Raw genomic sequence first — 13,145 nt, 5'->3', positions numbered from 1 at the left:
GCCCATAACAAGACTGGAGGCACGATGAACTGGAAGATCCTTTCGGCGCTGGCGTTTGCGGCGCCCTTGCTCGGCGCGTGCGGCGGTGGGAGCAGCGAAGGCGCGCCGCCCGTGGAAGCGCGCTTGTGCCCCGCCTCACTCGATTACGGCACGACCTTCACGGGCGGCGGCGGCGACGGCGAACTCGTCAAACTGCAACTCGATACGACGAAGATGACCTGGCAGGTCGCTTACATCGAATCGCCGATTCCCGCCACGACGGGCACGGTCGCACCGACCCGCAAGGGCCAGACCGCCTCGGGCACGCTGACCCAGGAAACGCTGCTTCCTACCAACAAGCTCAACCAGTGCGCGTTCCGGCTGAACGGCGCGAGCCTCGACCCGAACCGGCCGGCGCGCATTTTCGTCGGTGAAGGCGTGGCGGGCGGCACGATTCCAGGCGCCGAGATTTCGTTCGGCGGCATTCTCGGGCAAGGCGCCGTCCCTGACACGAAATTTCCGTACTACCCGTTCATCGGCTTTTCCACGATCGAGACGAATCTGGCGAACATCGTCGGCACGTATAACCAGCTTGGCTATCACCAGATTCCGTCGCAGAACTTCGCGCCGACTGTCGTCGATACGAAGATCACGATCAACGCCGACGGCACCTGGACCGAGTGCGATAACGCTGGCGTCAATGCCGGCAAGTGCCAGCAGCCGGGTACGAACTGGACGCAAGCGTCGAATGGCAGCGGCGCATTCGAAACCGACAACTTCCAGGGCCAGGGCAAGCCGACGCTCGCGACGTCGCCCGTCGGCAAGGGCTTCATGATCGTCGGCAAGCTGCGCAACCAGAACGTGCCGATCCTCGTTCGCACGGGCGTCGCGAACTCGACGCTGACGCCGAACCCGCAGAACGGCATCAGCGGGCCGGTCGCCGACGACGAATCGGGCATCTCGATCCTCGCGCCGCAGTCGAACATCGCCGTCAACTCGCAGAACGGCGAGTACATCGGCGTCGACAGCGAGTTCAACTACCGCACCAATGCGCTCGTCGGCACGCAGGCGACGCTGCTCGATCCGTTCAACGCGTCGCAGGCGTCGCTGACCAAGGCGTTGAATCTCGATTTCACGCAGACCGTGCCCGGCGTCGTGACGTCGACGTACACGAACGCGGCAGCGGGCAGCGCGCCGACCGGCAAGTTCATCTTCACGGGGGGCGTGTTCGGCTTCCTGGACTTGTCGAACGCGTCGTCGCCGTACTTCACGATCGGCGCCTTCGTCCAGTAACGGACGCGAGGTCCACCGCATAGAACGCAACGAGGCGACCGCCGCCCGGCCGCTTCCCTGCTCGCGCAGGAAAGCCGCAACCGGGAAGCGCAGCAGACGGCACGGATAACGCCGTCGCGCGAGGCAGGCCGCCCGCTCAGGAGGAACAGAATGAGAAAGCCCTTGGACGCGGCAATGCCCCATGCATTCGCCGCCGTATGCGCGGCTGCGCTGGCCATGTTCGCGATGACGAATGCTCATGCGCAAAAGGCGGGCGACAACCTCGTCTCGCTCGGCTGGTTTCACGTGATGCCACAGGATTCGAGCACGCCGCTCACGACGCACGTCGCGCCCGTGCCGATCAACACGCCGCTGCGTCTGCCGAACTCGTTCACGTCGGCTGGCACGAGCCTGTCGACGAACAGCGCCGATACGCTCGGCCTCGTGTTTTCGCACTTCGTCACGGATCATTTCGCGGTGACGTCGGTGGCGGGCGTGCCGCCCAAGTTCAAACTGTACGGGCACGGCACGATCCAGCCGCCCGGCCCGGCAGGCGCGCTGGGCAAGCAGGATATCGGCGACCCGGCCGTCAACCCCATTGTCAAAAGCGTGCGGCAATGGAGCCCGGCGCTGATTTTCCAGTACTACTTCGGCGAATCCACGGCGAAGTTCCGGCCGTTTGTCGGCATTGGCGTGTCGTACAACTGGTTCAGCGACATTCAGCTGAATGAGAATTTCGTCACGTCGACGCAGAACAACCTCGGCGCGATTCTGGCCGCAGGGGCGGGCAAGACGGGAAAAACGACCGTGGAGGCGAAAGCGTCGTCGTCGTGGCAGCCGGTCTTCAATGTGGGCGCGATGTACAGCATCACCGACCGCTGGGGCGTCATCGCGTCCGTCACCTACATCCCGCTGAAGACGACCTCGTCGACGATCATCAAGGCAGCGGACGGCACGGAACTGGCCGTATCGAAAGCCGAACTGAAGGCCGATCCGATCATCACGTACCTCGCGCTGTCGTACAAGTTCTGAGCGCGGTGGACCGGCAAATGCAGGGCGAAAAAAAAGCCCGCCATGGTGGCGGGCTGAATCCATATCAGAGGAGACATGGAGGAGACAAGACGAACTATAGCAAATCGCTTGGTGCGTTGCAACATGATGCGTTAGAGCGCCGGTTCTACGTTACTAAAGGGTGACAAAACGTCGCATGAATCGTTTTTGGCGGCATTTTGTGCTTTGCGTCATGCGACGGAATGGACCAGCGCCAGACAGGCCGCATCCTTTTCCAGCTTGTCGACCAGCGCGTCGCGCATCAACGCGACGGGACGCACGAGGCGTCCGGGCAGCGCGCCATGCACGAGCCACACGTTCAGGCCGTTCCGGAAGTCCTGCACGTCGATGACCTGCAGCGCCTCCCGATGCGGACTGCGAGCGAGCACTTCCGGCGTCGCCAGCCCCACCCCTAGCCCACGCGTCACCAGCGACAACTGCAGTTCCGAGCCGAACGCCTCGACAGCGACGTTGAACGGCAAACCCGCCGCCGCCATCGCGCGACTCAGCGCGGAGCGCATCCCACAGCCGTCCTGATTCAACACCCACGGGTAGGCTGACAAGCTCGCGAGCGTCGCCGGCTCGTCGGCAATGCCGAACGAGCGCGGCGCGACAACCACGGTCGGCTTGTAAGCGAGGAGCTTCGATGTCAGCCCTTCCGGCAACGGCACGCTTTCCGGTAGCAGCACCACGGCGGCATCCACTTTCGCCTGCTCGACAATCTGCAACAAACCCGGCGACCAGCCCGCCGTCACGCGCAACGTCAGGTTCGGGAAGGCGCTGCGCAAACGGTCGATAGGCTGCTCCAGCGCGAGCTCGGAAAGAAACGGCGGCACGCCGATCCTGAATTCGCCCGTCGGCTCGCTGTCCGGCGACGCGACCGACATCAGATCGTCGACGGCGCGCAGCACCGTGCGTGCGAGACCGTACACCTCGTTGCCTGCTGCCGTCGGCTTCAGTGGCTTGCTCTGCCGGTCGAGCAACTCGATACCGAGCATCGCTTCCAGGTTCTGCACGCGGCGCGTCAGACCCGGCTGCGTCAGGAACAACCGCTCCGACGCCCGCACCATCGATCCGCTTTCGACCACCGCCACGAAAGCCTGCAAATCACGCGTGTTCAAAACAACCTCGCATAAACATTATCGAGATAATTCAATTGTCGCATAACGTCGGCATCCCTACGATGGGGCGGATCGAAATCTTCCGAAGCCGAACCATGAACCAGCCTGCCGACACCTGTCCGCGCCGCCTCGCCGCCCCCTCACCGCCGGAGTCGGCGCAGTCGCCGCCGCCACACCCATCGGCGCCGGCCGGCACGACGTTGAGCACGCCGCTGACGCTTTTCTTCGCCGCAGCCGTCGGCGTGATCGTCGTCAATCTGTCGGCAGCGCAGCCGTTGACGGGGCCGGTCAGCCGCGCGCTGGGTCTGCCGCCCGCGCTGGCCGGCCTCATCGCGATGCTCCCGCAACTCGGCTATGCAGCAGGTTTGCTGCTGCTCGTGCCGCTGTGCGATCTGCTCGAAAATCGCCGGCTCATTGTCCGGACGCTCGCCTGCTGTGCCGTGTTTCTCGCGCTGTCGTCGTTCGCGCGCTCGGGTTGGATGTTTCTGGCGTCGGTGTTCATGGCGGGCGCGACGTCGAGCGTGATCCAGATGCTCGTGCCGATGGCGGCGTCGATGGCGCCCGAAAGCCGCCGCGGGCGCGCCGTCGGCAACGTCATGAGCGGACTGATGTCCGGCATTCTTCTTTCGCGTCCGCTTGCTAGCGTGATCGCCGGAACATTTGGCTGGCGCGCTTTCTACGGCATCGAAGCGTTTGCGGACGCGTTGCTGGCGGTCGTGCTGTCCATCCAGTTGCCGAACCACGCACCGCCCGCCACCGCGCGCTACGCTGAGTTGCTGCGCTCGCTCTGGACGTTGCTGCGCACTGAACCCGTGCTGCAACGTCGCGCTACGCTGGCCGCCCTTGCGCTTGGCGCATTCAGCGCGTTCTGGACGGCCATCGCATTGCGGCTCGCGCAGCCGCCGTTCTCACTCGGCATGCAAGGCGTCGCCGCGTTTGCGCTGGCGGGCGCGACGGGCGCGATCGTCACGCCGTTTGCCGGTTATCTCGGCGATCGCGGCGCGGGCCGGGCGACGCAGATCGTCGCGCATCTGGCGATGATCGCGGCCGTCCTCGTGCTGGGCGTCGCGGGCGCTGGCTGGGGCGGATTCTCGCCGGCGGCGCATTCTGTGGCGGCGCTGGCGTTGCTGGTCGCCGGCGCGGCAGCGCTCGACGCTGGCGTCATCGCCGATCAAACGCTCGGACGACGCGCAATCAATCTGATCAACCCCGCTGCACGCGGCCGGTTGAATGCACTTTTTGTGGGAATTTTCTTTGTCGGCGGCGCAATCGGCGCGGCGCTGTCAGGCGTTGCGTGGGCCAGGGCAGGATGGAGCGGTGTGTGCGCAGTCGCGCTGGGATTCGCGGTTGCCGTATTCCTGTTCGGTTTCGTCGATCGAGCCGCGCAAACAGGCCGCCATTGACGAACAAGCGCTCGCCGCCGCGCCATGAGACGCAGCGAGCGCTGAAAGGCGAGCGTCAGTGCCGCATCAGCGCCATCATCGCGCCGAAGCCGACGAACACGCCGCCCGTCAACCGGTTGAAAGCTTTCGCGACGCTGCTGCTTCTCAACTTCGCCCCGATCTGCGTGCCGCAGCCCGCGTAGACGGCGTACCAGCTGACTTCCATCACCGCTGTAGTGGCGACGAGCACCGCGAACTGCGGCAGCGTCGGGCGCGAAGCGTCGATGAATTGCGGCAGCAGCGCAGCCGAAAACAGAATCGCCTTCGGGTTGCTGCTTCCGACCAGAAAGCCATTACGCATCAGCGCACCGCGCGACGGCGCGCGCTTGCCACCCATCGCGTCGGCGCAAGCGTCGACTTGTGCCGCCGCCGCTTCGCTCGCGGGCGCGCGCCACGCCTTCACACCTAGCCAGATCAGATAAGCCGCGCCAAGCAGGCGCAGCGCGTCGAACGTCGTCGGCCACGCTTTCAGCAGCACACCGAGGCCGGCGACGGAAACAGCCAGCATCAGCATCAGTGACATCAGGCAGCCGGCCATCGTGGCCGTTGTTTGACGCATGCCGTGACGGGCGCCGTGCGTCATCATCAACAGCATGTTCGGGCCGGGAATCGCGCAGACAACGAAGATCGTCGCGAGGTAGAGCCACCAGGTATGCAGACTCATGATGCGTATTGCTCGATGAAAATGAAAAACGGGCGGGACGAGCATTATGCTCGCCCGCCCGCTCCCATGCAGTTGCGCGATGCCGGCCTGCGCGAATGAGCGCAAGCAAAGACAAGCGCCGCGCCCTCAACGCCCCGCGCGACGCGATGCGACCTGGCCCAGCACGGCGAAATCCTTCTCGCCGTCGCCGTGCGCGACGGCTTCGATCAGACTGTCGCGCACCACGCTCGCAACGGGCAGCGGCGTCGACACCGACTCGGCTGCCGCCAGCGCGAGGCGCACGTCCTTCAGGCCGAGACGCGCCTTGAACAACGCCGGCTCGTAGCGCTGCTCGGCGATCATCTTGCCGTAGCCCTGATACACGGGACCGGGGAACACGCTGTTCGTGATCACATCGAGAAAGTCCTGCATGGCGACGCCATGACCGCCCAGCAAGGCCGACGCCTCGCCAAGCGACTCCACCGCCGACGCCAGCATGAAGTTCGCCGCCAGCTTCACGACGTTGGCCTGCTGCGGCAGCGAGCCGATCCGCCATGTCTTCTGGCCGATCGAATCGAACACGGGCTGAACACGGTCGATCGCTTCGGCGGGCCCGGCGGCGACGATGGTCAGCTTCGCGGCCGCCGCGACGTCCGGCCGGCCCATCACGGGTGCCGCGACGTAGTTCAGGCCGCGCCCGGCGTGCGCCGTCGCCAGTTCTTCCGCCAGCGCGACGGAAATCGTCGCCATGTTCACGTGAATCAGTCCGCGCGGCGCGTGCTCGAGCAACGGCGCGCTGATGACGTCGCGCAGCGCGGCATCGTCGGCGAGCATCGAGAAGACGGCGTCGCCCGTGAAAGCTTCGGCGGGTGAGCCGACGATCTGCGCGCCCAGTTCGACGAGCGGCTGCGCCTTGTCCGGCGAGCGGTTCCAGACGCGCACACTGTGCCCGGCTTTCAGCATGTTTGCCACCATTGCGGCACCCATTTCGCCGAGACCGATAAAACCGATGTCCATCAATCACTCCTGTTCAAGAACCCGAAGTAGAGCATAGCCGCGCGCGTCGTGCAGGTAATTGCCCATCGGCGCTGCGTGAGGCGCGGTGCCATACTGGCGTCATGGTTACGGCCACCTTCCGCTTCTACGAAGAATTGAACGACTTTCTGGCGCGGCCGCTGCGCCGGCAGTCGTTCAGTTGCGAGTGTGCGCGCGCGGCCAGCGCAAAGCACATGATCGAGGCGCTCGGCGTGCCGCATACGGAAGTCGAACTGATCGTCGTGAACGGCGAATCGGTCGGTTTCGATCATCTGTTGCAGGAAGGCGACCGCGTTGCCGTCTACCCGAAATTCGAAGCGCTCGACATACAGCCGATTCTGCGCGTGCGCGAGCGCCCGCTGCGGGTGGTGCGCTTCGTCGCCGACGCGCATCTCGGTGGACTGGCGCAACTGTTGCGGCTGGCCGGCTTCGACACACTTTACGACAATCACTACGCCGATTCGCATATCGAGTCGATTGCATCCGATGAAGGCCGCATCGTGCTGACGCGCGACCGCGAACTGCTGAAGCGCCGCACGATCACACATGGCTGCTATGTCCGCGCCCTGAAACCCGAGGCGCAACTGCGCGAGATTTTCGACCGGCTCGATCTGGCGCGCAGCGCGCGGCCGTTTCGCCTGTGCCTCACGTGCAACGCGCCGGTGCGGCGCATTGCGAAAGACGAGGCGGTCGGACGCGCGCCCGAAGGCGTGCTCGAACGGCACGCACAGTTCGTGACCTGCGACGTGTGCCAGCGCGTTTTCTGGGAAGGCTCGCACTGGCGGCGCATGCGCGCGCTGATGGACAGCGTGACGAACGCGGAAGCGTCGGCGAAATAGCTGCGGCATTCCCCTTCAGCGAATCGGCATCAATCGGGCATTCACGCGCCGCGCGATGCGTACAATGGTGGATTGCTTACCTGTTTAGAGGCCTTTCCGCATGGCAATGAAGAAATTCGACCTTGAGAAAAACAAGGCGCTGAAACTCGGCAACGAGATGAAACAGTCGCTCTCCGCCGATCGCTTCGGCAAGGCGTCGTCGCTACAGCCGCAACTTGACCGGCGCGAGCAGCGCAAGCTCGATCAGGCCAAAGGCCTCGTGCCGTTCGCGTGCAAACTGCCGGGTTCGCTGGTCGATCAGTTGAAGGAGCGCGCCGCGAGTCATCCCGAAGGCATGAACGGATTGATCGCCGAACTGCTGGTCAACGGACTCGCAGCAGGCGTTTGAGCGGCGTTGCGGGCGTCGCGCAGGTCGATGCGCGGGCGCGCGGACCGGATGCGCCACGGGCGTGTCGAAGGCGCGTCAAGAGCGCGCCACAAAAGCAAAAGGCCGAAGCATCGCTTCGGCCTTTCTTTTTGCTGCGCGAACGGGCTGCTTAGTTCTGCGTGCCCTTGTCGTTCGTGCCTGCAGCCGATGCTGCCGACGACACACCAGCGCGCTTGCCGTGGGTCTTCAGTTGCTTGTGCGCATGCTTCGGCTTCGCGGCGCTAGCTGCTGCCGGCGCTGCGTCGGATGCCTGTGCGAAAGCTTGAACGGACACCAGCGCGAGCGAGGCGGTGACGAGCGAGGCGATGATCTTCTTCATGTGTGTTATCCCCAAACCTGACGACTGTAAGTCAAATGTTGAATTGGAACCGCATGATGGCGAAGCCTGCCGGGCCACACAGCGCCCGGCGGCTCCCCGCGGGGAGTATCACGCAGCGTTGGCTGTTTGTCATCCCATAAGCTTCGATATGTATTTTCCGGGAGACAGCTTCCTTACCGATTGCTTTCAATTGCAGAACGCTTCGCCGACGGTCAACAGGTATCATATCGGCTGCCATTTAACGGCCGTCGTTTCGTCTAAACAGAAGGCGCGCAACGTGCCTGCGCGGCCTCGAAAGCCTGCCGCGAAACGCGCCCGGCCCTGTCAGGAATTTCCGCTTGAAAACCGCCACCCGCCAACACCTGCGCGCGAATCTGCTGATGCTCGTCGCCGCGATGATCTGGGGCAGCGCGTTCGTCGCGCAACGCTTGAGTCTCGATTCGATCGGTCCGTTTCTCTTCACGGGGCTGCGCTTCCTGCTGGGCGCGTTCGTTGTCCTGATAGTGTGGTCGATTGCGCGGCGGCGGCGCGGCAAGCACGCGGGCGCGAACGACGTCCCCGCTTCTCCTGCGCCTTCCCGCGCAGCCACGCTATGGCGCGATGGCGCGCTGCTCGGCCTGCTCGTCGCCGTGTCGATCTCGTGCCAGCAGATCGGCCTGCAATACACGAAGGTCGCGAATGCGGGGTTCATCAGTTCGCTCTATGTCGTGATCGTGCCGCTGATCGGCGTATTGCTGCGCCATCAGACGGGCATCGGCGTATGGCTCGGCGCGCTGCTGGCCGCGCTCGGCATGTATTTCCTGAGTGTCGATGAACATTTTTCCATCCTGTATGGCGACTGGCTGCAACTCGCGGGATCGATCGTCATTTCGGCGCAGGTGGTGCTCGTGAGCCGCTTTGCGCGCCGTCACGATCCGCTCGCGCTCGCGCTGGTGCAGTTCGTCGTTTGCGGCGTGGTGAGCCTTGCGGTGGGACTTGCCGTGGACCCGTTGCGCATTGCCGACATCGTGCGTGCCGCGCCGACCATTCTTTACGGTGGCGCACTTTCGGTGGGCGTGGCGTACACGATCCAAGTCGTTGCGCAACAAGATGCGGCGCCCGCGCACGCGGCCGTCATTTTCAGCATGGAAGGTGTGTTCGCCGCGCTCGCCGGCTGGCTGGTGCTGGGTGAAACACTGGCGCCGCGCGCGCTGCTCGGTTGCGCGCTGATGCTGGCGGGATTGATCGTCTGTCAGGTGATGCCGATGTGGACGGCGCGGCGCGAAGTCTCGTCAGACTCGGCGGAACCCGCCTGAAACGCGGCTGGCGGACTGGCGCACATGGGCCAGCCGTCGCGGACGATGCTACGCGGCCGCCTGTGCCGCCACCTGGCGCCAGCTTTCGACGGGGCGACGGCGGTTCGACGTCGGCGGAAACACGCACCAGCATCCGTCGTCGTGACGGAAGAAGAACAACGAACGCAAACCATCGGGCGCGGACGTTTCGACGCGCACGTAGCGCGTGTGGTCCCATTTGGTGCGCCCGAACTGCGTGACGTGCACCGGCGCGGAAACCGGCCCAAGCCATTTCTCGACCAGAAAACGCAGCGATTGCTCGGTGGCGTTTCTCATGACGTTCTCCACGTCGTCTTGTCGCAAGTGCTCTCGCGGGCGGTGTCGGGCTTCTCCTGCTCGTCTTGCGCCTCTTGCGCAGCAAGCTCGATGGCCCGTTGCGTCGCAGCTGCGCGCAGTGCCCTGCAATCTGCCGCATGCCGTATGTCCGACAGCATCCGGACCAGTTGTCGCGCGTTCCTGCGTTTCATAAGCACCCCCGCACCGCACAAAAGACTTGAGAAAGCACTTTAACTCTAGGCGTTGATCTCGCGTCTCTCTAGTCGTTTTGACGAAATAGCAACAGTCAAATTCGAATTCGACGACTGAGTGTTTCATCGGTTTCCATCCTGCTCCCGGCTGTGCGTGCAATCTGTACGCTGGCGACCGCAACGCAGCAACTGTGTGACCCAAATGACACCTGGCATGGCACCGAATATGCGGTCGTACGTTGTGCATTGCTTTCGACCAAACCATCAGTTCACCGAATGGGCGTCCGCAGCAAGCTTGTCTGTAATGCAGCAAGCATCGCGCCAGCGGCAAGCAAGCCTGCCGAATAGATGAGTCCACGTTCCAGTCCGACGCCGTCGGACACCAGGCCGATCACGGTCGGCCCGACGATCTGTCCGAACGCGAACACGATCGTGAATGCGCTGATGCCGCGGCCCCAATGCGCGGCGGGCAGATTGTGACGCACGAAGGCCGTCGTCGACGCGACGGCCGACAGGAATGTCGCGCCGAACAGCACACCCGACGCAAACGCCACGACAGGATGCGCGACGATCGCGGGCATCAGCGTCGCCAGCGCGAGCAAGGCGTTGAGCAACGCGAGCGCCTGGCCGCCACGCATGCGGTCGAGCAGCCCGGACCAGATGCGCGCCGACACGATCGTTGCAACACCGAGCAGCAGATAGAACCCGGTCACGACGCCCTCGCTCATGCCACCGTTGCGCAGCAGCGCGATGATGAACGTCATGTAGCCGATGTAGCCGACTCCAAACAGCCCGTAGCCGGCGAGCGCGAACGCATAGCGCAGCATCGGCGCGGCGGGCTGCGCAGCCGCCGCGTCATCGGACGTGGCCGCGCTGATCGCGTGCTGCCTGTCGATGCGCCGCGCGGCACGCCCAGCGACCAACGACAACGCGACGCACGCCACAGCAAGCGCGAACCACGCCATCTGCCAGTCATGCGCGCGATGCACGAGCGCGAAGGAAGCGAGCGAAACGGGAACCAGCAGTGCCGACGCGACGATGCCCCATCCGGTGCCGCCGTAATACAGACCGAGCACGAGGCCTGCATCGCGCGGGTGCGAGGTGGCGAGGCGCGCCGCCAGTACGCCGCCGCTCACGAAAATGAATGCGCTCGCGATGCCCGTCGCCACGCGCTGCGCAAGCAGCGCGCCCGTATCGGACGACAGACCCGTGATCGCCATCAGCAAGGCTGTCGCAACGCATCCGCCGACGAACAGCGCGCCCGCCGACCAGCGACGCGACAGACGCGGAAACGCGAGCGCGCCGAGCAGATAGCCGAGCGCGTTCGCGGTGTTCATCGCCCCCGCCTGCGCGAAGCTCCAGCCGAGGTCGCTTTTCATCGGCGGCAACAGCAATGCATAGGAAAAGCGCGCGAGCCCCAGCGCGATCGCGCTGCCCATCGACAGACACACGGCCAGCCAGAGCGTCGGCCCGCGGCCTGGTGAGCGGGTGGCATGGGCGGCATCGGCGGCTTCACCCGTTGGTGGCGCCGCGCGTGATGGCTGTCGCGCGTTGCTTGCCGTAATGCTGCTCAGGACGCAGGTCCAGACCATCACGCGTCGGGCGAAACCAGTCGTCATGTCGTTGTTCGTATGGATCGATTGGGCTATCACTGTACATCGCGAACGTTCGTTCGGCGTGCGCGTCGCATGCGAAGCAAGCGCGACGAGCCAAACGTATTCCTCGGCGTCGCTCGTGACGAGACCGCGCCGTGCTTGCCGCGCGCTCAATCGTCCACTGCTCACGGGAGCCGTCAGACCAGGCACCACGCGTGAGCATCGCGACACGCCGAACCTCGCAGCGATGCACAACGCCCGCACGACCCGCAGAATTGCGGGCAAAACTGCTCACTGTTCACGCGATGGCCGCGCTCTGCGTCCAGGTAGACTTGATTCCGTCTCCACGTTCTCCGTGATTCTTCACGCAGTCGGAATCATTGGAACGCTTCGCGCCACGGCTTCGTCCGTGGCGCTTTTCTTGAGCGACACGGCGGACTTGGGACGCAAGCCGCGCTTCGACGACGCGGCGAGTTCGGAGACCCATCTGCACCGATATGAAATCGATTCAGGATCTGCGTACCGACGACATCGCCTGTGAAGCATTGCTCGGCGCCCTCGACGGCAAAAACAAGCTGGTCGCGATCTACGATACGAGCGACCGGCTCGTGTTCGCGAGCAGCGCATTCAAGCACGCCTTCCGCCTCAACCGCGAACGCGGCGAAATCACCTTCGCCGATCTCGTGATGCGCGGCATCCTCGGTCAATGCGGCACGCGCATCGAGGGCGACAACGCCGCAGCCGTGATCGGCGACGCGATCGCCTTACGCCGCGAACGCGCCGGGCAACGCAGCTTCGCGACCGAGCTGATCGACGGGCGCTGGTTCTGGATGACGGAAACGCTGCTGGAGAACGACTGGATCGTGCTGATCGGCACGGACATCTCGGCGTTGCGTTCCAGCGAGCAGGCGTGGATCGGCGCGCACGAACGCGCGGTGCAGGAAGCGCGCACCGACGTGCTGACAGGCCTGTCGAACCGGCGTCATTCGATGTCGGCGCTCGAACTCGCGATCACGGCCGCCGTCGGTACGGAAACGCCTCTCACGGTCGCGCTCGTCGACCTCGATCATTTCAAGCAGATCAACGACGCGCACGGCCACGCCGCCGGCGACGCCGTGCTGCGCGACTTCGGCGAAGTCTGCCGGCATGCGACGCGTCAGACGGATATCGCGGGGCGCATCGGCGGTGAGGAATTTCTGGTGGTATTTCCATCGACGCCCGTCGAGCATGGCGTGTCGGCGGTCGAGCGGATGCGCCGCCAGGTGATGACCCGCCGTGTGCAGGTCGCTGGCGACCGCGCGATCCGTTATTCGTTTTCGGCGGGCGTTTGCAAGGTCGAAACGAGCGACGATCTGAACACGACGCTCGCGCGCGCCGACAGCGCGCTTTACTCGGCCAAGCGCGAAGGGCGCAACCGCACTGTAGCGTGGACGGCGCCGCTGCAGTGAAGCACGGCCGCTGAGGACGCGCCGCGAACCGCGCGAGCCCATCGTGCGGAGTAGTCTCCATCGTCAGTGTGCAGCAGGTGCTCGCGCAGATGTGCACGTCCGTTCAGCGCGCGGTCGACGGTCAACATGCAGAGGCCCATCCGCCAAGCGATTTCCTCGAAGACTGGCGACTCG

Annotated in this window: 13 protein-coding genes; 7 read left to right on the top strand and 6 right to left on the bottom strand. The window is 64.7% G+C overall.

Features of this window, described 5'->3' with window-relative positions:
- Positions 1-24 precede the first annotated feature (24 nt).
- Both KFO72_RS23485 and KFO72_RS23480 read left to right on the top strand, forming a co-directional pair.
- Positions 25-1,272, top strand: coding sequence for a DUF2957 domain-containing protein (locus KFO72_RS23485; RefSeq protein WP_054929190.1), 1,248 nt, complete (start codon positions 25-27; stop codon positions 1,270-1,272).
- 174 nt (positions 1,273-1,446) lie between these two features.
- Positions 1,447-2,283, top strand: coding sequence for an OmpW/AlkL family protein (locus KFO72_RS23480; protein ID WP_098021574.1), 837 nt, complete (start codon positions 1,447-1,449; stop codon positions 2,281-2,283).
- 209 nt (positions 2,284-2,492) lie between these two features.
- Here the strand turns inward: KFO72_RS23480 and KFO72_RS23475 are convergent, their stop codons facing one another.
- Entirely contained in the window at positions 2,493-3,422 is a 930-nt protein-coding gene (locus KFO72_RS23475; protein WP_225033154.1) for a LysR family transcriptional regulator, read from the bottom strand.
- Between the two features lie 95 nt (positions 3,423-3,517).
- Here KFO72_RS23475 and KFO72_RS23470 point away from each other — a divergent pair, with 95 nt between their 5' ends.
- Positions 3,518-4,825 carry an MFS transporter gene (locus tag KFO72_RS23470; RefSeq protein ID WP_225033153.1) on the top strand — a complete coding sequence of 436 codons (1,308 nt, stop codon included), beginning with the start codon at positions 3,518-3,520 and terminating at the stop codon, positions 4,823-4,825.
- A gap of 55 nt (positions 4,826-4,880) precedes the next feature.
- Here the strand turns inward: KFO72_RS23470 and KFO72_RS23465 are convergent, their stop codons facing one another.
- Positions 4,881-5,528: a LysE family translocator gene (locus KFO72_RS23465; protein ID WP_060599576.1), complete on the bottom strand. Its 648-nt coding sequence runs from the start codon at positions 5,526-5,528 to the stop codon at positions 4,881-4,883.
- Positions 5,529-5,654: 126 nt separating this feature from the next.
- Positions 5,655-6,524, bottom strand: a complete 870-nt coding sequence (locus tag KFO72_RS23460; protein ID WP_054929194.1) for an NAD(P)-dependent oxidoreductase — start codon at positions 6,522-6,524, stop codon at positions 5,655-5,657.
- A gap of 101 nt (positions 6,525-6,625) precedes the next feature.
- On the opposite strand from KFO72_RS23460, the gene KFO72_RS23455 reads away from it, so the two are divergent.
- Both KFO72_RS23455 and KFO72_RS23450 read left to right on the top strand, forming a co-directional pair.
- Positions 6,626-7,381, top strand: a complete 756-nt coding sequence (locus KFO72_RS23455; RefSeq protein WP_225033152.1) for a Mut7-C ubiquitin/RNAse domain-containing protein — start codon at positions 6,626-6,628, stop codon at positions 7,379-7,381.
- A gap of 100 nt (positions 7,382-7,481) precedes the next feature.
- Positions 7,482-7,769: a hypothetical protein gene (locus tag KFO72_RS23450; RefSeq protein WP_054929196.1), complete on the top strand. Its 288-nt coding sequence runs from the start codon at positions 7,482-7,484 to the stop codon at positions 7,767-7,769.
- A 148-nt stretch (positions 7,770-7,917) separates the two neighbouring features.
- Here the strand turns inward: KFO72_RS23450 and KFO72_RS23445 are convergent, their stop codons facing one another.
- Positions 7,918-8,127, bottom strand: a complete 210-nt coding sequence (locus KFO72_RS23445; protein ID WP_009769951.1) for a hypothetical protein — start codon at positions 8,125-8,127, stop codon at positions 7,918-7,920.
- A 338-nt stretch (positions 8,128-8,465) separates the two neighbouring features.
- Here KFO72_RS23445 and KFO72_RS23440 point away from each other — a divergent pair, with 338 nt between their 5' ends.
- Complete coding sequence (locus tag KFO72_RS23440) at positions 8,466-9,422, top strand: DMT family transporter (protein WP_060599575.1); 957 nt, start codon at positions 8,466-8,468, stop codon at positions 9,420-9,422.
- 48 nt (positions 9,423-9,470) lie between these two features.
- Here the strand turns inward: KFO72_RS23440 and KFO72_RS23435 are convergent, their stop codons facing one another.
- A complete protein-coding gene (locus KFO72_RS23435; RefSeq protein WP_042314100.1) occupies positions 9,471-9,737 on the bottom strand; it encodes a hypothetical protein in 267 nt (88 codons plus the stop codon).
- A 460-nt stretch (positions 9,738-10,197) separates the two neighbouring features.
- Positions 10,198-11,520 carry a YbfB/YjiJ family MFS transporter gene (locus KFO72_RS23430; RefSeq protein ID WP_405083843.1) on the bottom strand — a complete coding sequence of 441 codons (1,323 nt, stop codon included), beginning with the start codon at positions 11,518-11,520 and terminating at the stop codon, positions 10,198-10,200.
- Positions 11,521-12,020: 500 nt separating this feature from the next.
- Between KFO72_RS23430 and KFO72_RS23425 the strand changes: the two genes are divergently transcribed.
- Positions 12,021-12,971, top strand: coding sequence for a GGDEF domain-containing protein (locus KFO72_RS23425; protein ID WP_060599574.1), 951 nt, complete (start codon positions 12,021-12,023; stop codon positions 12,969-12,971).
- Positions 12,972-13,145: the final 174 nt, after the last annotated feature.

The organism is Paraburkholderia sp. XV, assembly GCF_020177535.1.
Taxonomy (GTDB): Bacteria; Pseudomonadota; Gammaproteobacteria; order Burkholderiales; family Burkholderiaceae; genus Paraburkholderia; species Paraburkholderia caribensis.
This window is presented reverse-complemented; position numbering and strand designations above follow the sequence as displayed.

What these genes read in the sequence shown, in the direction of transcription:
- KFO72_RS23460 (WP_054929194.1), bottom strand. Translation starts at nt 6,524, where the DNA reads ATGGACATCGGTTTTATCGGTCTCGGCGAAATGGGTGCCGCAATGGTG.
- KFO72_RS23445 (WP_009769951.1), bottom strand. Translation starts at nt 8,127, where the DNA reads ATGAAGAAGATCATCGCCTCGCTCGTCACCGCCTCGCTCGCGCTGGTG.
- KFO72_RS23470 (WP_225033153.1), top strand. Translation starts at nt 3,518, where the DNA reads ATGAACCAGCCTGCCGACACCTGTCCGCGCCGCCTCGCCGCCCCCTCA.
- KFO72_RS23480 (WP_098021574.1), top strand. Translation starts at nt 1,447, where the DNA reads ATGCCCCATGCATTCGCCGCCGTATGCGCGGCTGCGCTGGCCATGTTC.
- KFO72_RS23425 (WP_060599574.1), top strand. Translation starts at nt 12,021, where the DNA reads ATGAAATCGATTCAGGATCTGCGTACCGACGACATCGCCTGTGAAGCA.
- KFO72_RS23485 (WP_054929190.1), top strand. Translation starts at nt 25, where the DNA reads ATGAACTGGAAGATCCTTTCGGCGCTGGCGTTTGCGGCGCCCTTGCTC.
- KFO72_RS23435 (WP_042314100.1), bottom strand. Translation starts at nt 9,737, where the DNA reads ATGAGAAACGCCACCGAGCAATCGCTGCGTTTTCTGGTCGAGAAATGG.
- KFO72_RS23465 (WP_060599576.1), bottom strand. Translation starts at nt 5,528, where the DNA reads ATGAGTCTGCATACCTGGTGGCTCTACCTCGCGACGATCTTCGTTGTC.
- KFO72_RS23450 (WP_054929196.1), top strand. Translation starts at nt 7,482, where the DNA reads ATGGCAATGAAGAAATTCGACCTTGAGAAAAACAAGGCGCTGAAACTC.
- KFO72_RS23455 (WP_225033152.1), top strand. Translation starts at nt 6,626, where the DNA reads ATGGTTACGGCCACCTTCCGCTTCTACGAAGAATTGAACGACTTTCTG.
- KFO72_RS23430 (WP_405083843.1), bottom strand. Translation starts at nt 11,520, where the DNA reads ATGGTCTGGACCTGCGTCCTGAGCAGCATTACGGCAAGCAACGCGCGA.